The sequence below is a fragment of the bacterium genome (assembly GCA_023228325.1).
Classification (GTDB): Bacteria; Auribacterota; UBA6266; order UBA6266; family UBA6266; genus UBA6266.
This window is the reverse complement of record JALOBK010000001.1, coordinates 1,930,619-1,952,667: the sequence shown is the minus strand read 5'-3', so window position 1 is coordinate 1,952,667 and position 22,049 is coordinate 1,930,619. Positions and strand designations below refer to the sequence as shown.

Sequence of the window (22,049 nt, the reverse complement as noted above, 5' to 3'; positions counted from 1 at the left end):
AATATATGTTTTATCCCGACAAAAAAATGTTTATCAAAAAAGCGAAGAGAGGTAATCTTATTCCGGTCTTCAAGGAAATCCTTGCGGATATGGAAACGCCTGTTTCCGCCTACAGGAAAATCGCGTCGAAAGAATACGGATTTCTGCTTGAAAGCGTTGAAGGCGGCGAAAATATCGCGAGATATTCCTTTTTGGGAGCCGATCCCACTCTTGTTTTTTCATCCAAGGGTAATGAAATTACCATATTGGAGGAAGGGAAAAAGAGAATTTTCAGAACATCTAAAACTCCGCTTGACGAACTAAAACATCTTATGTCCGGGTATAAGCCTGTTGAAGACAGCCGGTTGCCGCGTTTTTACGGCGGCGCCGTGGGTTATATCTCATATGACTCAGTGCGTTTTTTTGAGCCGAAAGTTCCGGATTCAAATACGGATACTCTCGGTTTTCCCGATAGTCTCTTCATGATAACGGATACCATCGTGATATTTGACCATGTCAACCATACCATGAAAGTTGTAGGCAACGCGTTTATTAAGGACAGCCCGGCTAAAGCGTATGATAATGCGGTAAAGAAAATAAACACGGTGATATCAAAACTCAGGAAACCTTTAAAGCCGCTTCCCGCTGAATCGTATATTCCTGTTAAGAAATCAAGAGTGAAATCAAATATGACCAAGGTAAATTTTGAGAGTATTGTTAAAAAAGCAAAGGAATATATAAAGGCGGGAGATATCATTCAGGTTGTCTTATCCCAGAGATTTTGTGTTGATTTCAAGACATCGGAGTTCAATCTTTACAGGGCATTAAGGTCTGTCAACCCGTCTCCTTATATGTTCTATCTTAAACTGGGGGATATCGGAATCATAGGTTCTTCCCCCGAAGTGCATGTGAGATGTGAAGACGGCAATGTCGAGCTGAGGCCTATAGCGGGAACCAGGATAAGAGGCTCCAGCGAAGAAGAAGACCTGAAACTGCAGACAGGATTACTCAAAGACGAAAAAGAAAAAGCGGAACATATAATGCTCGTTGATCTGGGCAGAAACGATATAGGGAGAGTCTGCAATCCCGGTTCCGTGAAAGTCAAAGAACTTATGGTAATCGAAAAATATTCTCATGTTATGCATATAGTTTCTGATATCAACGGGAAACTGAAAAGGGGATTTGATATCTATGACCTGGTGAAAGCGACATTTCCCGCAGGAACAGTGAGCGGCGCGCCCAAGATAAGAGCTATGCAGATAATAGACGAGCTTGAAAAAGATAAGAGAGGGATATACTCGGGGGCAATCGGATATTTCAGTTTTTCGGGAAACCTGGATTCTGCCATTGCCATAAGGACAATGGTTGTTAAGGGGAAAAAAGCGTTTATTCAGGCGGGGGCGGGGATTGTCGCGGATTCGGTCCCTGAAAAAGAATTTTTTGAAACCGTTAATAAAGCGAAAGCTATGGTAAAAGCCGTGGAATTGGCTGAAATGTTTAAAAACTAATCCGGAGAACAGTATGATTTTATTGATAGATAATTACGATTCCTTTACATATAACATCGTCCAGTATATAGGAGAATTGGGTTATACTCCGCTTGTATACCGCAACGATAAGATTTCCGTAGAAGACGTTGAAAAGATAAAGTTTGAGAAGCTGATTATTTCGCCCGGACCATGCACCCCCCGTGAAGCGGGCATTTCCGTTGAGCTGATAAGAAAAATGTCGGGTAAAAAACCTATTCTCGGAGTATGCCTGGGCCATCAATGTATAGGGGAGGCCTTTGGGGGAAAAATAGTTAGGGCGGATAAACTCATGCACGGTAAAACTTCGATGATTTATCATAACGGCAAAGATATTTTCGAAAATGTGGAGAACCCGTTTATCGCCACAAGATATCATTCCCTTGTAATCGGGAAGGACAGCGTTCCTGATTGCCTGGATATTACCGCCGTAACAAAAGAAAAGGAAATAATGGCCGTAAAACACAGGAAATTTCCGGTATGGGGCGTCCAGTTCCATCCGGAATCGGTATTGACCAAAGAAGGAAAAAAAATAATCAATAATTTCCTGAAACTTTAAAAACAGCCGGTTTTTCCGGCATTATATAAGGGCGGCAGGGTGTTTTTTTTAAAGAAAAAAAAGAAAAAGATAGGAATAGCTCTCGGGAGCGGCGCCGCAAAAGGTCTTTCTCATATAGGGGTCCTCAGGGTATTCGAAGAAAACGGCATAAGATTTGATTGTGTTTGCGGAACAAGTATCGGGGCATTGATCGGCGCCGTATACTGTTCTTCTTTTCCGATGAAAGAATTTGAGGAGCTGCTTCTTTCTCTGGATAAGAAACAGATAATAAGTCTTTTCATGCCGAAGCCTTCGCGGCTGGGTTTGATAAGCGGATATAATATTGAGAAATTCCTTTTTTATTTTCTGGGCAATAAAACATTTGAAGATCTGGATATACCTCTTGCGGTCGTTGCCGCCGATATTCTTTCCGGCGAGGAAGTTATACTGTCCCGGGGAAACCTGATTCAGGCCGTAAGAGCGAGTATCTCCATTCCGGGCGTATTTATTCCGGTAAAAATTGACGGAAAGCACCTTGTGGACGGGAGCATAATGAACCCTGTCCCTGTTTCTATTCTGAAGTCGATTGATAAAGATATCATTGCGATAGGAGTCAAAGTCAATACCGAAGTCAAAAATTACAATAAGGAGATTGTGATAAACCGGAGCAGGAAAAACGGGGTTATCCCTTCGCCTGAGGATGTTAAAAATAAAGTCGATGATTTCCTTTCAAATATAAAAGACGAAGCTTCGGCGGAGGATCAGGCGGAAAAAGACAATATTAATATGTTTGATGTTGTAATAAATTCAATATATATTATGGAGGATAATATAGCCGCTCTCAGGCTTAAAAAAGATAAACCCGATTATGTGATATATCCCGATGTCAGCAATGTTCCGCCGATGGGTTATTTCAGGATGAAAGACATAATAGAACACGGAAAGGAAGCGGGGTTAAAGGCGCTTCCCGAAGTAAAATCATTATTGGGATTATAATATATGGATATAACAGAAGCTATTTCGAAAATTGCGGAGAAGCAGAACCTGACCGTTGAAGAATCATTTGATGTGATGAGCCAGATCATGCACGGCAGCGTTTTGCCTTCCCAGATAGCCGGTTACCTGATTGCCTTGAAAATGAAAGGCGAGAGTATTGATGAGATTACCGGCAGCGCGCTGGCCATGAGAAAAGAGGCGAAAAAAATAAACATAACAGATGATGTGCTGGATACATGCGGGACCGGCGGCGACGGGGCCGATACGTTTAACATATCAACAGTAACCGCTTTTGTTGCCGCGGGGGCCGGTATTAAGGTCGCGAAACACGGCAATAAGGCTGTTTCAAGCAAATGCGGGAGCGCGGATGTTTTACTGAAAGCGGGAGTAAATGTAAACATTGACGAAACCGGGGTTGCAGATTGTATTGACAAGGTCGGTATAGGTTTTTTGTTTGCCCCGTCATTTCATCCTGCCATGCGGTTTGCGACCGGCCCCAGGAAAGAACTGAAGACAAGGACAATTTTTAATATACTCGGGCCTATTACAAATCCCGCATCGGCCGAATATCAGCTCATAGGTGTTTTTAACAGGCAATACACTCGTATTTTAGCCGAAGTTTTGAACAAATTAGGCACAAGAAGGGCGATGGTGGTCCACGGCATGGACGGCATAGACGAGATTACAATTACGGACAGGACATTTGTTTCGGAACTGAACAACGGGAAAGTAAAAGATTACGAAATAAATCCGGGAGATTACGGTTTCAAAACAGCTTCCGTAAATGATATAAAAGGAGGAGACGCGGATTACAACACGCGTATACTTTTATCTGTGCTCAAAGGTGAAAAATCGGCGCCCAGGGATATTGTATTATTAAATGCGGGCGCGGCTATAATGTGCGCGGGGAAAGGGAAGGATATGGATGAATCGATATCCATGGCGGTTGAATCCATTGATTCGGGCAGGGCGTATAATAAACTTAAATCATTGATTGCTTTTACCAACAGGGGATAAACGGCTTATGATACTTGAAGAAATATTAAAATATAAGGAACAGGAAATTAAAGAAAGAAAAAAGAAATTACCTCTGGAGATCCTGAAAGATAAATGCGAAATGGCGCCTTTGACCAGGCCGTTTGCCGCCGCGATAAATCAGGATGATTTTATATCCGTCGTCGCAGAATTAAAAAAAGCCTCACCTTCAAAAGGCGATATAGTCGATTCCTATGACCCTGTTTCCATTGTTTCCCAGTATGAAGAGGGCGGAGCTGATGCGATATCGGTGTTGACAGATGAAAAATATTTTAAAGGTTCTCTGGACGACATGGTCAATATAAAGGTTAATACTAAACTGCCTGTGTTAAGGAAGGATTTTATTATAGACACTTATCAGCTTTATGAGAGCAAGGCTGCCGGGGCTGATGCCGTGCTTTTAATAGCAAAAGCCGTTTCGAAAGATAAAATTAAAGAGATGCTGGACATATCGTTTAATCTGTATCTTGATGTAATCGTTGAAGTCCATGACGAATATGAGCTGAATAATGTTATTGGCATCAACGGGATAAAAATCATCGGTATAAACAACAGGAACCTGAACGATTTTAAGATAGATATCGGAACATCGGAAAAACTTTTGCCTGAAATCCCGGAAGGCATCATAAAAATATCCGAAAGCGGTTTTTCTTCAAAATCGGATGTAATGCGCGTCGCTAACGCGGGGGCTGACGCTGTACTGGTCGGGGAATCCCTTATGAAGGAAAAAGATAAGAAGGCGATGATAAAAGCGTTTAAAATTTCAAAACATTAAAGGGTTGGTTATGATAAGAGTCAAAATCTGCGGGATTACAAATTTTGAAGACGCGGATGCGGCGTGCGCTTACGGGGCCGATGCGCTCGGTTTTGTTTTCGCAGACAGCCCGAGAAAAATAAAACCGGACGAAGCAAGAAAAATTATCAGGTCTTTACCTCCATTTGTCACAACTGTGGGTGTGTTTGTAAATGAAGATGAGAGGGAAATACGGCGGATTGCGGATTTTTGTGATCTCGATTATCTTCAGTTTCACGGCGATGAGACACCGGAGTTCTGCGGTAATTTCGGGCGCAAGATAATCAAAGCCTTCAGGGTTTCAGGTAAAGATGATATTCAGGAGATAGAAAAATATTCCGCGACTGATTTCATACTCCTGGATGCTTACGATAAGAATAAAAGGGGCGGGACAGGACATGCATTTGACTGGCATATAGTATCTTCTCTAAGAAGGGAGAACAAAGCTGTTATCCTGTCAGGGGGCCTTAAAATAGGAAATCTTATAGGGGCTTTGATGACGGTTAAGCCTGACGCCGTGGATGTATCCAGCGGGATTGAAAAATCTCCAGGGATAAAAGATCACGCTAAAATGAAGGATTTCATTAATCTTGCGAAAAAAGCGCTAATATTTTAAAGAAGGAAATTTCAACAATGAATCCCGATAAAAGAGGAATGTTCGGAAAATTCGGCGGCAAGTTTGTGCCTGAAACGTTAATGAATGCGCTCGCCGAGCTTGAGATATGTTACAGGAAATGCATAAAAGAAAAATCATTTAAGGACGAGTTGAATTATTATCTTCATGAATATGCCGGCAGGCCTACGCCTCTTTACTATGCGGAAAGGTTATCGCGGAAACTCGGGCATAAGATTTATCTTAAGAGGGAAGATCTGCTTCATACGGGAGCCCATAAAATCAATAACACTATCGGACAGATACTTCTTGCCAGAAGGATGGGGAAGAAACGGATAATAGCGGAAACAGGGGCGGGACAGCATGGTGTCGCCGCTGCCACCGTTTCCGCAATGTTCGGCATAAAATGCGAGATATATATGGGAGAAGAGGATATTCACAGGCAGAACCTCAATGTATTCAGGATGAACCTTCTGGGAGCTAATGTTATCAGCGTTAAATCGGGGAGCAGAACGCTGAAGGATGCAATGAATGAGGCAATCAGGGATTGGGTAACGAATGTGCGCCATACTCATTATATCCTGGGTTCTGTCGGCGGCCCGCACCCTTATCCTATGATTGTAAGGGATTTTCAGAAGATTATCGGTGTGGAAGCTAAAAGTCAGATTTTGAAGAAAGAGGGAAGGCTTCCCGATTATCTGGTCGCCTGTGTCGGCGGGGGCAGCAACTCCATAGGCTTATTCTATAATTTTCTGAAAGATAAAAAAGTTAAATTTATAGGTGTCGAAGCCGGTGGACTGGGTATTAAAACAGGAAAGCACGCCGCTCGTTTTAAAGGGGGGCGGATAGGAGTTCTGCACGGTTCTAAATCTTATGTCCTGCAGGATGAAAATGGGCAGATATCCACCACGCATTCCATCTCAGCCGGCCTGGATTATGCGGGTGTGGGGCCCGAACACAGTTACCTTTTTGAAAAAGGCAGAATCCAATACGATGCGGTTTCCGACAAAGATGCGGTGAATGCTTTTATTTTTTTATGTAAAAACGAGGGTATAATCCCTGCGCTTGAAAGCGCTCATGCGGTAGCGTATGTAATGAAAAACCGTAAAAAGCTGGGCAGAAACAAACTGATAATAATCAACCTGTCAGGCAGAGGCGATAAGGACGTGCAGGTTGTGGGCGATTACATATCTTGATTATCATGAACAGAATAGATAAAAAATTTGCTGAACTCAGAAAAACTTCAGGGAAGGGGTTTATCCTTTACCTGACCGCCGGCGATCCCGATATGTCCGATTCTTTCAAAATTATTTCCCAGGTTGAAAAAGCCGGAGTCGATATACTTGAACTCGGGATACCTTTTTCCGATCCGCTGGCCGACGGGCCTACCATACAGAGAGCTTCTTCAAGATCCTTAAAGCGGCATACCTCCGTGAGAGATGTTTTAAATCTTGTGAAAAGGATCAGGAAGGGGAAAATAGATATCCCTTTGGTCCTTTTTACGTATTATAATCCCGTCTTAAATTATGGATTAAAAAGATTTATTTTTGATTGCGGCAAAAACGGGGTGGACGGAGTGCTGATATTGGACCTTCCCCATGAGGAAGCGGAGGAATATGTTTTATTGGCGTCAAAAAATAATATCAAAACAATATTTCTGATAACCCCGACTACTCCCGAAAACAGAATAAGGGATATTGTCAGGGTTTCTTCGGGTTTTATATATTGTGTCTCGAGAACAGGGGTTACAGGCGCGAGGAAGGATTTAAGCGGGGATGCTCCGTCTATGGTGAAAAAGATAAAAAAGCATACGAAATTACCTGTCGCTGTCGGTTTCGGCATCTCTACTCCCGGGCAGGTAAAGGAAGTATCCGGGTATTGTGATGCGGTTGTCGTGGGAAGCGCCGCTGTGAAAAAGATTGAGGATAATATTAACTCGGCGAATATTGGAAAAGTAATGAAAAAATATATTGCATCACTGACAAAAGGGCTTATGTAGGCAGGAATGAATAAGAAAATATATGCGGTATTAATGGCCGGGGGAAAAGGGGAGAGGTTCTGGCCGCGCAGCAGAGAATCGACACCCAAGCAATTCCTTGCGGTTTACGGGCAAAAAACACTTGCGCAGCTTTCCGTTTCCAGGATTAAAAAACTTGTCAGGCCTCAAAATATTTTTGTTATTACAGGCGCCAAACAGCTTGCCCCGGCGAAGAAACAGCTTAAGGATATCCCCGGCGGGAATATAATCGCCGAGCCTGTCGGACGGAATACCGCCCCGTGCGCCGCCCTGGCCGCGGCTATTATTTTTCGGAAAATGAAAGATGCCGTGATATTGATGCTTCCCGCGGACAGTTATATTTCCGACGAGGCCGTTTATCTGGAAACACTGAAAGAAGCATCCGGTTTTGCGTCCAGGGAAAAGAAACTGGTTACAGTGGGAATAACTCCATATTATCCGAGCACTGAATATGGCTATATAGAATATGGAAAAAAGTTATGCAATAAAAACAAAATCAGGATATTCCCCGTAAAAAAATTCAAAGAGAAACCTTCTCTTCAGGCTGCAAAGAGATATCTGAAAAGCGGATTAAAATGGAACAGCGGGATGTTTATATGGAGGGCTGATGTGTTTATCGATGAGTTTATCAGGCATGCTCCCCAATACAGGAAGAGCATGTCTCTTTTCCTGAACGCCGGACATTCTATAAGAAAAGTGATGAACAGGGAATATCCGGGAATGGTGAAAGATTCCATAGACTATGCCCTTATGGAGAAATCGCGGAATATCGCGATGGTTGAGGGTGATTTCGGCTGGGATGACCTCGGGACATGGGCCAGCCTCAAAAGGTTTATAAAGCCGGATCCCTCGGGCAATTATATATCGGGTGATGTATTTATGTCCAATTGCAGGGATTGTGTGGCAATATCCGATAAGGGAGCCTTGGGAATGGCGGATATGCATGGTGTTATAGCGGTAAAAACAGAGGATGCGGTTATGGTATGTCCGGCGGATAGCGCGCCGGAAGTGAAAAAAATTGTAAGTTTGATACAGAAAAAAGGGAAGACAGAATATCTATGAAGTTTTTAGGTGTAGATTTCGGGCATAAAAGGGTCGGACTCGCCGTTAGCGATGATTTGAATATTACGGCTCAGGGATTGGGTTTTGTCCATTTCACAGACATAGACCAATTTATTAATCATTTAGCGCAACTAATTGAAAATAAAGGAATTACATCTATTGTTATAGGTAATCCGGTTAACATGTCCGGCAAAGACAGTCCCGGAAGCAGAAAAGTTAAAGACCTCGCCGAAAAGATTAATAAAGAATTGAACATAAATGTCAATCTCTGGGATGAAAGGTTGACCACTGTTTCTGCGCAGAGGATATTGATATCCGCGAATATAACGAGAAAAAAAAGAAAAGAAAAAGTAGATTCCCTCGCAGCCCAGATCATGCTGCAAAATTTTCTGGACCATCTTGAGAATAGCAGACAGATGTGATTTTCTGCGGAAACCCTGCGCAAATGAAAAAAAAACATAAAATAGAATTGGTAGCTCCCGCCGGAAACATTGAAAAACTCAAAACAGCTTTTCTTTACGGGGCTGACGCCGTTTATATAGGCTATCCGGGAATGAGCCTGCGCGCATATGCCGAAGAGCTTAATTTCCGCGATGCGGAGACCATTTCAAAAGAAGCAAGGAAAGCCGGCAAAAAATTATATATTGCCATGAACGCTTATCTTAAAGAGTCTGATTTAAAGAAAGCCGAAACTGCGATAAAAAAGATCAACGTTATAAAACCGGATGCCATCATTGTTTCGGACCCCGGAATGATAAAAATTGCGCGCAACCTCTTATGTCGCGGAGTAAAGATCCATTTAAGCACACAGGCCAACACATTAAACTCCTCGTCGGTGTTATTCTGGAAGGGATCGGGTGTCGACCGGATAATATTGGGAAGGGAAGTCGCCTTAAGGGATATTCGCATGATAAAGAAAGCAGTCCCGGATATGGAGCTGGAAATTTTTTGCCACGGGGCGATGTGTGTTTCTTATTCGGGCAGGTGCCTGTTAAGTTCTGTGATGACGGGCAGAAGCGCAAATGAAGGGAAGTGCACCCATCCTTGCAGGTGGAAATATTATCTGGTTGAAGAAAAACGGCCGGGCGAATATTTTCAGATTGAATCTTCCGCCCGCGGTTCGTATATTTTAAATTCGAAAGACTTAAATATGGTTGATTATATTACGGAAATCGCGGAAGCGGGCGTAGACGCCATTAAGATAGAAGGAAGAATGAAAAGCCTGTATTATATAGCCTGTGTTGTCCGCGCTTACAGAAATGCCGTGGATTGCTGTTATGCGGGGAAAAAGAGAGCGCCGAAAAAAACAATCGAAGAACTTGAAAAAATAAGCCACAGGAAATATACTACTGGTTTCTATGTTGGCAGAGGTTCCGATTCGGATATGCAGATTGCCGGCACGTCCGCGTACGAAAGAAAATATGATTTTTTGGGAATTGTAGAAAAGTCGTTGAAAGGCACCGTTATATTAGAAGTGAGGAATAAGATCAGGAAAGGTGATTCGGTTGAGGTGATAGGTCCGGATATCGGATGTGACAGGGAAGAAACGATAAGCCTGATGTTTGACCTGGACGGCGGGGTTTTGAAAGAAGCGAATCCCGGAATGAAAGTGAAAGTCAGGTTTAAGAGTTGCGCCCGCCCGGGGGACTTAGTCAGGAAAAAGAATGAATAACAAAATTAAGATAACTAAACTTTCCAACGGCATAAGAATAGTGACCACCGAGATGAAGCATATGCATTCCGTTTCGATGGGCATCTGGGTCGCAACGGGAGGAAGATATGAGGCCGAACGCCAATCGGGGATCTCGCACTTCCTCGAGCACTTGCTTTTTAAAGGGACAACCCACAGGACATGCAGAAAAATATCCGAGGCTATTGAAGGGGTAGGCGGCATATTAAATGCCTATACTTCAGAGGAATATACGTTCTATATGGCAAAAGTATCCAGTAAATACTTTCATACCGCCTCCGAGATATTATTTGACATATATATAAATTCTATTTTCGATCCCAGGGAAATAGAAAGGGAGAGGGGTGTAATAAAAGAAGAAATAAATATGTATCATGATATGCCGGATCAGCATATTCATGATTTAATAAAATCCATTATATGGGAGGGACATCCTCTGGGGAAGCCTTTGATAGGTTCCGTTGATACGGTTTCATCTATAACCAGGGATGATATTTTAAGATATATGAACGCTAATTATACCACTTCCAATACAGTTATCTCTGTTGCCGGCAATATCAAGCATGATACAGTAGTGAAAGAGTCTGAAAAATGGGTCAGAAATCTTCCGGGAAAACCGGCTCCCGGGTTTTTGGGCTATGAACAAAAACCGCTCAACAGGAGAAATATATTTTTAAACAAGAAAACGGAACAAGTACATCTTGCCCTGGGCGTTAAAACGGTTGAAAGAGGGCATAAGGATAAATATGCGTTTAATATCCTGAGCGTGATACTCGGCGAAAATATGAGTTCAAGGCTTTTTCAATCTATAAGGGAGAAGTATGGATTATCCTATAATATATCTTCCGCCGTTGAATATTATAAGGATTCCGGCTGTTTTACTATTTCGGGCGGTTTTGACGCCGGAAGGGTTGAACAGGCCGTTTCGCTTATAATGAGAGAGCTCAATAAAATCAGGTCGTCAAAAGTTTCATCTGAAGAAATTGAAAGGGCGAAGGAATATTATATCGGTCAGTTTATGCTTGCGATGGAAAGAACGACATCCCAGATGTACAGAGCGGGTGAAAGCTTAATCCTGCTGGACCGTATAATTCCGTATGATGAAGTGATAGCCAAAGTCCAGTCTGTTGCCGCCGCCGATATCCGGAGAATAGCCGCGGATTACTTTACTCCTGAAAATATCGGTATTTCAGGGATAGGATTAATTGATAAACCGTCGAAAATAGAAAAAATATTAAAAAAGTTATAAGCCATTACTTAACAGGGAGGATAGATTTGATTAAAATTGCCCCGTCTTTGCTGGCAGCTGATTTCGGAAAAATGTCCGAGGAGGTGAAAAAGGCTGAAGATGCAGGTGTTGACATGCTTCATATAGATGTGATGGACGGCCATTTTGTTCCAAACATAACTTTCGGGCCGGATATAGTCAGATCTATAAGGAATACGACCGGACTTTTCCTGGATGTCCACCTTATGATAGCAGAGCCTCTTAAATACGCGCCTGTTTTTGCCGAAGCCGGTTCTGATCTGATTACATTCCATATAGAAGCCGAAAAGGATCCCGAAAAGATCATCAGGAAAATCAGGTCTCTGGGAGTGAAATGCGGCGTTTCCATTAACCCTCCCACTCCTTTTTGCGAGATTGAAAATATTGTTGATAAGGTTGATCTTGTTCTTTTCATGTCGGTTAATCCCGGTTTCGGCGGACAAAAATTCATTGGATCAGTCCTGGATAAAGTAAGAGCGGCGAAAAAGCTTATAGATGAGAATAATTTAGAAACCGAATTGGAGATTGACGGAGGAATAACGCTGGAAACCGCGGTAAACGCCGTAAAAGCCGGTATAAATATTATCGTCGCGGGAACTTCAATTTTCAGAACGCCCGATATTACTTCCACAGTGCGACAATTCAGAGATGCTTTGCAGAAATATGAAAATTGAAAATATAAGAAATTTTTCTATCATTGCCCATATAGACCACGGCAAATCAACTCTTGCCGACAGAATGCTGGAAATAACAGGTTCTATTGATAAGCGTGAATTCCGTGAACAGGTGCTTGATGACATGGATTTAGAGCGGGAAAGGGGCATAACCATTAAGGCTCATCCTGTCCGGATTGATTATAAAGCTGACGACGGGCAGACATATATGCTTAATATCATCGATACCCCCGGCCATGTTGATTTCGCTCACGAAGTTTCAAGAAGCCTTGCTTCCTGTGAAGGCGCGCTTTTGCTTGTGGACGCTTCTCAGGGAGTGGAAGCTCAGACAGTTGCTAATATACATCTTGCATCCAGCTACGGTTTAAAAATAATTCCTGTTATCAACAAAGTTGATTTGCCTAACGCGGATGTGGAAAGCGTTAAACACCAGATCGAAGATATCCTGCAGATCCCGGCCGATGACGCGGTTCTGACGAGCGCAAAGACGGGCAGCGGGATAAAAGAGCTCCTGGACAGGATTATCGGCCGGATTGACCCGCCCGCCGTTCCGGCCGAAAACAAATTAAAAGCGCTTATATTTGATTCGGTATATAACTCTTTTCGCGGCGTTATACTGCATGTAAGAGTGTTTGGCGGAAAAGTAGGCAAAGGCATGAAGATTTTTTTAATGGGGAGGAATAAGATATTTGAAGTCGTGGAGGTAGGTATCTTTAAACCTAAGGCGACACCTGTCAGCGAACTTGTATGCGGAGAGGTTGGCTATATCATCTCTAATATCAAGGATGCTTCGGATATTATCATCGGCGACACTATCACAAGCGAGAAGGACCCTGTTTCGGAAGCGGTCCCGGGATTTAAACAGATCCATCCCATGGTTTACAGCGGAGTTTATCCTTCAAACAGCGCGGATTATCCGGATTTGAAAAGCGTTCTTGAAAAATTTTCTTTAAATGACGCTTCCCTGAAGTTTGAACCTGAAAATTCAGCAGCGCTCGGTTTCGGTTTCAGATGCGGATTTCTCGGTCTGCTGCACATGGAAATATTCCAGGAAAGGATAGAGAGAGAATATGACCTGGATATTGTAATGACCCATCCGAGCGTTATATACAGGATTAACCTGAAAAACGGCGAACAGATATCCATAGATAATCCGTTAAAGTTGCCTCCTGTGAACGAGATAGATAATATTGAGGAACCGTTCGTGAAAATGTTTGTGATATGCCCGACTGAATCACTGGGGTCTATCATTCAGATCTGCAGGGATAGAAGAGGGGATTTGCTGCAGACAGAGACACTTGATCAGCGGAGGGTGCTGATGACCTTTGATATGCCCATGAATGAGATTATAATCGATTTTCATGATAAGATAAAATCTGCGACAAGAGGTTTCGGTTCCATGGATTATGAATTTGACAGATATAAGACATCAAATATAGTTAAACTTGAGATTCTTGTTAACGGAGAGCCGGTTGACGCTTTTTCGACGCTTGTGCATTCGTCTAAAGCTGAGACAAAGGGAAGGCAGATAACTGAAAAATTGAAGGACCTTATACCCCAGCATCTTTTCCAGATACCGTTGCAGGCATCTGTGGGGGGCAAAGTAATTGCCAGGAGCAACATAAAAGCGCTAAGGAAAGATGTGATTGCGAAATGCTACGGCGGTGATATAACCAGGAAGAGAAAATTGCTTGAAAAACAAAAGGAAGGCAAAAAAAGGATGAAGCTGGTCGGGAAAGTCAATATTCCCCAAAGAGCGTTTACCGCCGTGCTGAAAAACGATTAATACAAAGGAGATACCGTGAAAAAAATAACAGAGATGAAAAAATATCGGGATTCAAAAAAGGCTTATAAATCGGTCAAAGAACTTATAAAAAGAGCAAAGAGGGAAAAAGGCAGAGACTGGTATCTGAGCGCCATAAAAACCATGTCTGAAGTCAGGCAGGCATTGAAAGGCAGGCAGGACATTGACGCCGCATTACAGAAGATATTACTGCTTGAGGACGAATTGAAGAGATATAAAAAAGGGGCTTTCAGGGAATTTATCGAGTCTCTTTTATGGGCGGGCATACTTGCTTTGATAGTCCGCGGATTATTTTTACAGCCTTTTAAGATTCCGACCGGTTCCATGGAGCCGACACTTCACGGATCCTATGATAATGGAGACAGGATTTTTGTTAACAAAATTATTTTTGGGTTAAGATTGCCGTGGATCGCTTATGATAAAGAAAGGCAGCCTGTCCCTTTGCAGTTAAAATATTCTCCTGTGATAGTTCCTGTAAAAGAACCCGCGAGATGGGACATAGTTGTTTTTCAGACAAGAAACATAATAGGGCTTGACCAGCATAAGGATTATATAAAGAGGGTTATAGGGCTTCCCGGGGAAACAATTGAAATTAAAGACGGGGATATATATATAGACGGCAAAATCGCGCCCAAACCCGCAAATCTTAAAGATATTTATTACAGAAACACTGATTTTTCTGATTTTGACGGGGAATACGGACAAATGGGACGCGCAGTGCAAATACCCGAAGACATGTATTATGTTCTCGGCGACAACAGCGATAACAGCAAGGACAGCAGGTATTGGGGATTTGTGCCGAGAGATAACATCCTCGGAAAGGCTTTTTTTGTATGGTGGCCCGTGTCCGAAAGATGGGGACATTTAAAATAACAGTTACTCTGCCAAGCGATGGAAAAGAGAATATTAATAGTAGATAACGATCTTGAGATTATCTATCTTCTGAGACTTCTGCTTGAATCCGAAGGTTATAATGTGTCTATTGCCCGAAGCGGGGAAGAGGCACTGAGCGAATTCAAATTCAACGATAACTTTCCCGATGTGGTGTGCATAGATATTATGATACCGGATAGCGACGGGTATAAAATCTGCCATCAGATAAAAGAAATAACAAAATTCAGCGATTATGTTCCAATAATCTGCATGACCGCAAAAGGGGACCTGGAAACAAAGATTAAAGGTTTCGAAGAAGGATGCGATGATTTTCTGGTTAAACCGGTAGCTCCGCAGGAATTAATGGCGCGGGTTAAAAACATGATAAGGATGAAAAGACTGCACGATGAACTCAGAAAAAAGAATATAGAACTGGCGGAAATGGCGATAAAAGACGAGCTAACGGGATTGTTCAATCTAAGGCATCTGAATTCATATCTCCGCCAGGAGATGAACAAGTCAAAACGCTATTCGCTGTCATTGAGCTGTATCGGAGTGGATGTGGATTTGTTTAAAAAGGTTAACGATCAATACGGACATGCCGCAGGCGATTATGTGCTGCAAAAAATCGCGGATATTATGGTTGAATGCAAACGATATAACGATGTGATATTCCGGCCTTCCGGCGATGAATATATTATAATAGCGCCGGTTACTTCCGCGGCGGACGCGGAAAGATTCGCGGAAAGGGTAAGAAAAGCGGTTGAAAGCCATATTTTTAAATATGAAGAGCATAATATAAAAATTACAATAAGCGCCGGCATAGCTTCGTTTCCCGAGCATGTGATACAGGATGAAGAGGATTTAAGGAAAAAGACGGATAAAGCCTTATATTTTTCCAAACTTAACGGAAGAAACAGCACAAGCGTGTATAATCCGGAATTGGTAGGATAAAGCGGTATTGTCGGATTGAAATCAGGGGTTATAGATAAATCCATTCTATAACCCCGTTTTTTTATTTTAACATGGGGGAGCGGGCCGTGTGTATTTTAAGGGTAGCGCCATAATTCATATACGTTATCGTACGTTAAAGAGAAAGGCGGGTCATAATTCAGCTACGTTATAGGACGTTCAGTAAAACATCCTATAACTAGAATTATAACCCCTGTTTTAAGGGACTTTCGTAACGTCCGAATAGGAATCTATTAAAGAAACAAAAGCACTTGTTAAAAAACTGAAGATTATAGGATATTCGAAGTATGTCGTATAATCTTTCAGGATATTATCGGATGTTGTAAAAGTTGTTTGAATTATGCAAATGATGGGTCATAATTCAGCTACGTTATAGGACGTTTAGTAAAACATCCTATAACTAGAATTATGACCGGGAACGCAGGCAAATCAGTTATATAAATTTCTCCTTAGGAAGAATAATGGGGTTTACAGCACAACTTTTACAACGTCCGATAATATATCTTATGTAAACATAAGCATATAGCAAATGCCCCTCAAAAAAATACATAACACTCTATTGTATAAGAAGTTATGAATTTGTGGAAATCTCCTGTGGAAATACTGTGGATGAATGTTGTTAGTAATATAGGCTTAGCTGTGGACAGTTCTTTCCCTATTAAGGATGATTGTCTGCCGCAAGATATGCTTGTAGCGGCCGGATGGCTGTTTTTAATGATTATTGGCCGGAATCAAGGTCTTTGGGGTTTATGTAGGACATCGGCTTGTATTTTTTTGTTTTCTTGGATTTAAGCCCCCAGAGAGACCCTCCTCCCATGCAGATTCCCGCGGATTCTATGTTCATCGGGTCAAATGTGCCGTAAAACATTATCATTCGCTTATCCGTTTTTCCGACCGGCACGTTAGCCGCGGAGAATTCAAGTAAAAACTCATCGCCCATTATCCATGCCGCGGTCTTCCTGGCGTCATAGGCTTCGAATACGGCTCCATCGAAAGTGACAACTTTCACTCCCCCGTACTGTGTATCGAAAAGGACGTCTTTTTTGCCTTCGATATTGTTAATGTATATCATAGCTATTGTTATTTCGCTCTTTGTGATTCTTTCCCATCTATGTTCCAATTCGTGCATGTCCTGCGGATTAAAAAAAGAAACGACAAGCTGGCTTCCCTTATATTCATATAGCCAGGCGGAAACGGCCTTTATCGTTTCCTCTTCATTTTCATCCGCCGAAAAAACCGGAAATGACAATAGGATGATTGAAAGAAATATAAAAAAGAAAATTTTTTTCATTTTGTAACCTGGCCTTTTTTATGTATCCGTATGAAGTGTTCGAAGGACCTGTCATAAGTTTTTTCCGCGTCGTCCGGGAAACAACAGGCCGGCAGTTCTTTCATTGCCAGATGGTATCTTATGCATTCGCAGCAGATACCTTTTCTTGAGCATGGTTCATATGAACAATTGCAGTTAGTTGTATTTTTTTGCCTGTTATTGCATTCCATCGGTTTGGCCCGCGTTTTATAAAAGTCTATAATAATGAGGGAAAATCTGCAAGGATACTTTAAGGTTAAATTTCTTCAGGCAGACCATATCCTGCTTTCGAATTCAATGGAAGGAAGCATCACCCGGAGGTATCCTGATGAAGGCACCTGATCGATTAAAACCTTTTTTTCGAGGATAAAAATTTTGAGGTCCAGCAGTTTGATGTTTTTTTTCCCGATATATCCGAGCGGCACGGCAAATTCGATTATGTTTCCGAAAGAGATATTGTTTTTCAGAGAAACATCCTTGCCGGATGACGCGCTTTTGATAAGAAGCTCCAGGGGTTCGAAGGTTAATATAAATTCCGCTGATTCTTTTTGAAAATAAGAAAAGGAAAAACGTAATGCGATATCCCCAAGCAAACTTCTTTTTTGAATGAATCTCTTTTCCGGATCTATTCTGAAAAAAACGCTGTCCTTGTTAAATCCATAGTAAAAACCCGTAAACATCGAGGTTGCCCTGTGCATAGCGGCGCCGGACCTTTCGACTGACTGATAATATGCCGCGCTTCTCCATTCATAAAAATCCGATATTTGCCCGTCGATTAAGGGGTGAATGTAATCGGAGGGTATTTTTATTTCGGGGTTGTTGTCGGTTGTCTCGGTTATAGGCGTATATACGTGTTCGGGCACGGGATTATTCAACCTTTTATATATAGATATCACATTAGCCCTGAAAAGCCCGTCAAAAAGGTCATCGAATTCGCTTGTGTTGATGTCCCCGTACCACCAGAACCAATCGCTGGCCTCTGCAATATAAAGCTTTTCAAGTATGCCGGTTTTTAACTTAGCATCTTGATTCCCCGCCGCCTTTTCTTCAATAAGGTTTCTGACATCAGCGAGTATATCCCATGCCTGGTTTTTATACTTATCCCCTATCCATATCCTGAAATTATGGGAAATCCAGGACCCGGGAAAGATGTTTTTTAGAATGGAGCGGGGTTTGTTATCCATGATAAAATCCGAAACCGTAGTACTCCTGAGTTTTTCCGATTCGCTGATTTTGGAGAATAATCTGTTTAAAAAATCGATTCCGCCTTTATGATAATATTCCCATGGATTTTCTCCGTCCAGGATAAGGGAAACCAATCCCGGAGTTCCGCCGCCGGCGGTAATATCGGAGATTGAAGAAATGCAGGCAATAAGATCGTCAGAGGCTTTATCCGGATCCATATGGCTGTAAACAAAGCCGATTTTATCTGAAAGCGTATGGTCTCTGAATATAATATTTATCTCTGCATCCCCTATCTTAAGCCTGTAGGGCCGGTAAAGTGATCTTTTTTCATAATTCTCTTTTAAGGTTTTACTTAATATTTCTTCATCGGCGGCTGTCCATATAAAACCGTTCCGGGACAGCATAGGTATGATTTCATCGCATACAGAACCTTCAGACGGCCACAGGCCCAGAGGTTTCCTGTTGAAATGAAGAATGTATTCATCAACAGCTTTTTTTATCTGGTTCAGGGCGTCTTCAGGATGGCGGAAATTATTGTCCGGAAGAACGGTTGCCGGTTCCGATTTAACAGCGTACCCGGAGTTAATCAATAAAGGCAGTATAGGATGATTGAACGGGCTTATACTGATTTCAATCTGTTTCCTGTCCTGCAGTTTTTTGTAAAGAGGTATGACTTTGCCGATTATTTCAAACTGGGTTTTTATGATATCGGTTTTATCTTTCTCGGAAAAAGAATGGCCTTTCTTCCTTAATTCGTTCAAATACGGGTAATCTTTTACCGCATAATGCCCCATCCACGCGAGATTGAACCAGACTTGTAAATCCAGTATATCCTGGTTTGAGATCTTTTCCGCGTAGCTTAGCGCATCCTGCCTGGATTTTATCTGTTTGCGGATCAGGAGGAGTTTTTTGTATCCGGGAAAGGGGTCTGCCATGGTTTCCCAGTTTAGCGAAAAAAAGTTCCACAGGATTTCCTGTTTTTCTTTTTCCCGGAGATCAGATGCGGGTTTCAGGGAAAGCTGCAGAAAGGTTTCTTTGATTTTGCCGGAAGCATATTCCGACAATTGGTTAAGAAGCGAACCCGAAAAATTAAATGTTGAGCGAAAACAGGGAAAATCTTCATGCAGTCTTGCCATGTCGTAATATCCTTTTACGGCATGAAGCCTGACCCATGGAAGCAGATAACAATCTGTTTCGGGGTGTTTGTAGCAAGGCTGGTGCATATGCCAGACGAAAGCAATGTGCAGGCTGCTCAATTTTTATATCTCCCGTAAAAATTTAGCGGCTTCTTCGGGAGGGGTTGAATTGATAAAGAAGCCTGTCCCCCATTCAAAACCCGCCGTCTTTACTATTCTCGGAAATATTTCTATGTGCCAGTGGAAGCTCTCAGAAGAACCGGATTGAAGGGGAGATGTATGGATAAGCAGGTTGTACTGGAAGTCTCTTAATGCTTTATGCAGTTTATTGAGCGTGTTTTTCATTATGCGGCTGAGATACATAAGATGCTCCTCTTCGGCGCGGTCAAAATCGGAGGCGTGATTTTTGGGGATAATCCAGGTTTCAAATGGAAATCTGGACGCGTACGGGCAAAATGAAAGAAATTCGTTGTTGGAATCCACTATCCTGTCCCCGATTTCCGTTTCCTGCCGGATAATGTCGCAAAAGACGCATTTTTTGTGAACTTTAAAATAATCCCGCGCTCCCGTCAAGGCTTCCATCGCCCTCTTGGGTATAACGGGCATCGCGATTAACTGAAAATGCGGGTGCTTCAGCGTCGCTCCCGCTTTCGGCCCTACGTTTTTGAAAACAATAATATGCTGAAGCCTGATATCATTTCTCAGGTCCGATATCCTGTTTTTTATGTTTGTCAGTATGCTGTATATTTTTTCTTCGGAAAATTGGCGCAGATCTTTGTTATGGTCCGGGGATTCTATGATAAGTTCGTGAGCTCCTGTGGCGCTGAGGGATTCGTATATGCCTGTTTTGCTTTTCTTCAGCTCATTTTCCACCCTCAAAGCCGGAAATTTATTCGGGATGACCCTTAAATCCCAGCCAGCGGAATTCGGGGCGGAATCAGGTTTTCTTACAGCCGTTATCTCCGGAGTGGTCATCTTTTCGTTGCCTTCGCAGAAAGGACAGTATTTTAAATCCTCGTTTTCTTCGTAAACGGAAAAATCATTCGGCCGGTTTTTCCTGTCCGTAGCTATTATTATCCATCTGTTTACAATAGGGTCTTTTCTTATTTCCGACATTACGCCGTATTTCCTTTTTTAATGATTGTTTTATATAATGTCTCGTATTGTTTGGCGGATTTGTTCCATGAAAAATCGCAGTTCATGCCGTTTTTGATTATTTGCGTCTTATGCCTTTCGTCTCCGGTTATTTTCAGGGCTTCAGCGATTTTTTCCAGCATTGCCTCTTTGCCGTATTTTTTGAATTTGAAACCGTTGCCCGCGCCGGTCAGCGGGTTGTAGTTTAATATGGTGTCATCCAGTCCGCCGGTCGCGCTTACTATCGGGATAGTCCCGTATTTGAGGCTGTATATCTGGTTCAGCCCGCAAGGCTCATACCTGGAAGGCATAAGAAAAAAATCACATCCTGCTTCTATTTTATGCGCAAGAGGTTCGTTGAATTCGAGTTTTATACCCAGTTTGTTCCTGTGCGCATTTGCAAGCCTGCATAAAGTCAAATGGTATTTGTCGTCTCCTTTTCCCAGTATGAGAAGCGCAACATCCATGCTTAATATTTCCGGAATCGCATCAATAATCAAATCTATTCCTTTTTGTTCTGCCAGCCGGGAAACTATGCCTATAACAGGCAGGGCTTCGGGTGATGATATGGCGAATTCCTCAAGGAGGTCTTTTTTGCAGGCCTTTTTACCGTTTATATTCAGGGCGGAGTAATTTTCTTTTATATGTTTATCCGTTTCCGGATTCCATTCGCCGTAATTTACCCCGTTGATGATTCCATATATATCCTTTTTGCGTTTTCGGAGTATGCCTTCCATTCCAAAGGAGTGCCGTTCGGTCTGAATTTCTTTGCTGTAGTTTTTACTTACGGTGCTTATCGCGTCCGAAAACACTATTCCCGACTTCATGAAATTAAGCATCCCGAAAAATTCAAGGCCTTCGGAACTGAAAACCGACCAGGGCAGGCCTGTTAATTTCATATCAAAATGCCAGAACGCGCCCTGATACGCCAGATTGTGGATGGTGTATAAGGTTTTTGTGCCTTTAAAAAAGGGGTTTTCCGATTCTGTGATTTTTAGATACGCGGGGATTAAACCGGTTTGCCAATCATTGCAATGGATGATATTGGGCTGAAAGCCTAATAATTCGCATGCTTTGACGACTGCCCTGCAGAAAAAAATGAATCTTGAAGAGTTATCCTTGTAATTCCCTGTCCTCTCGCCGTAAAGCCCTTCCCTCATATACAGGAGGTCATTTTTAATAAAATAAACGGGGGCGCCGGATGATGTTCTGGCGGCGAATATATTTCCCTCATATTTATTGTCGCCTACCGTTATTTCAAAAGGCTTATTGCAGTTCTCAAGATCCCTGAAATTTTTCTGAACAGTGTCGTATAACGGCATTATCGATCTTATGTCGTGCCCGAGTTTTTTAAGTTCATCGGGCAGTGAACCTGCTACATCGGCTAAACCGCCGGTTTTAGCGAATGGCCTGATTTCACTTGCCGCAAATAAAATATTCATGATT

21 protein-coding genes are annotated in these 22,049 nt (G+C 42.4%); 16 read left to right on the top strand and 5 right to left on the bottom strand.

Annotation, left to right across the window (positions count from 1 at the left end):
- The first annotated feature begins 26 nt into the window (after positions 1-26).
- From trpE to M0R36_09345, 16 genes are read left to right on the top strand one after another with little or no spacing between them, the layout of a single operon-like run.
- Positions 27-1,487 carry an anthranilate synthase component I gene (gene trpE / locus M0R36_09420; GenBank protein ID MCK9556016.1) on the top strand — a complete coding sequence of 487 codons (1,461 nt, stop codon included), beginning with the start codon at positions 27-29 and terminating at the stop codon, positions 1,485-1,487.
- 13 nt (positions 1,488-1,500) lie between these two features.
- Positions 1,501-2,064: an aminodeoxychorismate/anthranilate synthase component II gene (locus M0R36_09415; protein ID MCK9556015.1), complete on the top strand. Its 564-nt coding sequence runs from the start codon at positions 1,501-1,503 to the stop codon at positions 2,062-2,064.
- Between the two features lie 39 nt (positions 2,065-2,103).
- Positions 2,104-3,039 (top strand): patatin-like phospholipase family protein, encoded by a 936-nt coding sequence (locus tag M0R36_09410; GenBank protein ID MCK9556014.1) that lies wholly within the window; start codon positions 2,104-2,106, stop codon positions 3,037-3,039.
- Positions 3,040-3,042: 3 nt separating this feature from the next.
- The gene (gene trpD, locus M0R36_09405; protein ID MCK9556013.1) at positions 3,043-4,056 is read left to right on the top strand and encodes an anthranilate phosphoribosyltransferase; all 1,014 of its coding nucleotides are present in this window, start codon (positions 3,043-3,045) and stop codon (positions 4,054-4,056) included.
- A gap of 7 nt (positions 4,057-4,063) precedes the next feature.
- Entirely contained in the window at positions 4,064-4,849 is a 786-nt protein-coding gene (gene trpC, locus M0R36_09400) for an indole-3-glycerol phosphate synthase TrpC (GenBank protein ID MCK9556012.1), read from the top strand.
- Positions 4,850-4,853: 4 nt separating this feature from the next.
- Positions 4,854-5,483 (top strand): phosphoribosylanthranilate isomerase, encoded by a 630-nt coding sequence (locus tag M0R36_09395; GenBank protein MCK9556011.1) that lies wholly within the window; start codon positions 4,854-4,856, stop codon positions 5,481-5,483.
- Positions 5,484-5,500: 17 nt separating this feature from the next.
- Positions 5,501-6,676, top strand: a complete 1,176-nt coding sequence (trpB, locus tag M0R36_09390; GenBank protein ID MCK9556010.1) for a tryptophan synthase subunit beta — start codon at positions 5,501-5,503, stop codon at positions 6,674-6,676.
- A gap of 5 nt (positions 6,677-6,681) precedes the next feature.
- Complete coding sequence (trpA, locus tag M0R36_09385; protein MCK9556009.1) at positions 6,682-7,479, top strand: tryptophan synthase subunit alpha; 798 nt, start codon at positions 6,682-6,684, stop codon at positions 7,477-7,479.
- Positions 7,480-7,485: 6 nt separating this feature from the next.
- On the top strand, positions 7,486-8,559 hold the full coding sequence (locus M0R36_09380) for a sugar phosphate nucleotidyltransferase (GenBank protein MCK9556008.1): 1,074 nt from the start codon (positions 7,486-7,488) through the stop codon (positions 8,557-8,559).
- On the top strand, positions 8,556-8,981 hold the full coding sequence (ruvX, locus tag M0R36_09375; GenBank protein ID MCK9556007.1) for a Holliday junction resolvase RuvX: 426 nt from the start codon (positions 8,556-8,558) through the stop codon (positions 8,979-8,981). The genes M0R36_09380 and ruvX overlap by 4 nt, the downstream gene beginning before the upstream one ends.
- A 23-nt stretch (positions 8,982-9,004) precedes the next feature.
- Entirely contained in the window at positions 9,005-10,231 is a 1,227-nt protein-coding gene (locus M0R36_09370; protein MCK9556006.1) for a U32 family peptidase, read from the top strand.
- Positions 10,224-11,498 carry an insulinase family protein gene (locus tag M0R36_09365; GenBank protein ID MCK9556005.1) on the top strand — a complete coding sequence of 425 codons (1,275 nt, stop codon included), beginning with the start codon at positions 10,224-10,226 and terminating at the stop codon, positions 11,496-11,498. Before M0R36_09370 ends, M0R36_09365 begins: the two co-directional genes overlap by 8 nt.
- A 26-nt stretch (positions 11,499-11,524) precedes the next feature.
- Positions 11,525-12,190 (top strand): ribulose-phosphate 3-epimerase, encoded by a 666-nt coding sequence (rpe, locus tag M0R36_09360; protein ID MCK9556004.1) that lies wholly within the window; start codon positions 11,525-11,527, stop codon positions 12,188-12,190.
- On the top strand, positions 12,165-13,976 hold the full coding sequence (lepA, locus tag M0R36_09355; GenBank protein ID MCK9556003.1) for a translation elongation factor 4: 1,812 nt from the start codon (positions 12,165-12,167) through the stop codon (positions 13,974-13,976). The genes rpe and lepA overlap by 26 nt, the downstream gene beginning before the upstream one ends.
- A gap of 15 nt (positions 13,977-13,991) precedes the next feature.
- Complete coding sequence (gene lepB / locus M0R36_09350) at positions 13,992-14,867, top strand: signal peptidase I (protein ID MCK9556002.1); 876 nt, start codon at positions 13,992-13,994, stop codon at positions 14,865-14,867.
- A gap of 18 nt (positions 14,868-14,885) precedes the next feature.
- On the top strand, positions 14,886-15,821 hold the full coding sequence (locus M0R36_09345) for a diguanylate cyclase (GenBank protein ID MCK9556001.1): 936 nt from the start codon (positions 14,886-14,888) through the stop codon (positions 15,819-15,821).
- A 736-nt stretch (positions 15,822-16,557) separates the two neighbouring features.
- On the opposite strand, the gene M0R36_09340 is transcribed toward M0R36_09345, so the two are convergent.
- From M0R36_09340 to glgA, 5 genes are all read right to left on the bottom strand, one after another.
- Positions 16,558-17,130 (bottom strand): hypothetical protein, encoded by a 573-nt coding sequence (locus tag M0R36_09340; protein MCK9556000.1) that lies wholly within the window; start codon positions 17,128-17,130, stop codon positions 16,558-16,560.
- Positions 17,127-17,339 carry a DUF6485 family protein gene (locus M0R36_09335; protein ID MCK9555999.1) on the bottom strand — a complete coding sequence of 71 codons (213 nt, stop codon included), beginning with the start codon at positions 17,337-17,339 and terminating at the stop codon, positions 17,127-17,129. Before M0R36_09335 ends, M0R36_09340 begins: the two co-directional genes overlap by 4 nt.
- Before the next feature lie 75 nt (positions 17,340-17,414).
- Positions 17,415-19,589 (bottom strand): glycoside hydrolase family 57 protein, encoded by a 2,175-nt coding sequence (locus tag M0R36_09330; GenBank protein ID MCK9555998.1) that lies wholly within the window; start codon positions 19,587-19,589, stop codon positions 17,415-17,417.
- 3 nt (positions 19,590-19,592) lie between these two features.
- Positions 19,593-20,585 (bottom strand): galactose-1-phosphate uridylyltransferase, encoded by a 993-nt coding sequence (gene galT / locus M0R36_09325; protein ID MCK9555997.1) that lies wholly within the window; start codon positions 20,583-20,585, stop codon positions 19,593-19,595.
- Positions 20,585-22,045, bottom strand: coding sequence for a glycogen synthase GlgA (glgA, locus tag M0R36_09320; protein ID MCK9555996.1), 1,461 nt, complete (start codon positions 22,043-22,045; stop codon positions 20,585-20,587). Before glgA ends, galT begins: the two co-directional genes overlap by 1 nt.
- Positions 22,046-22,049: the final 4 nt, after the last annotated feature.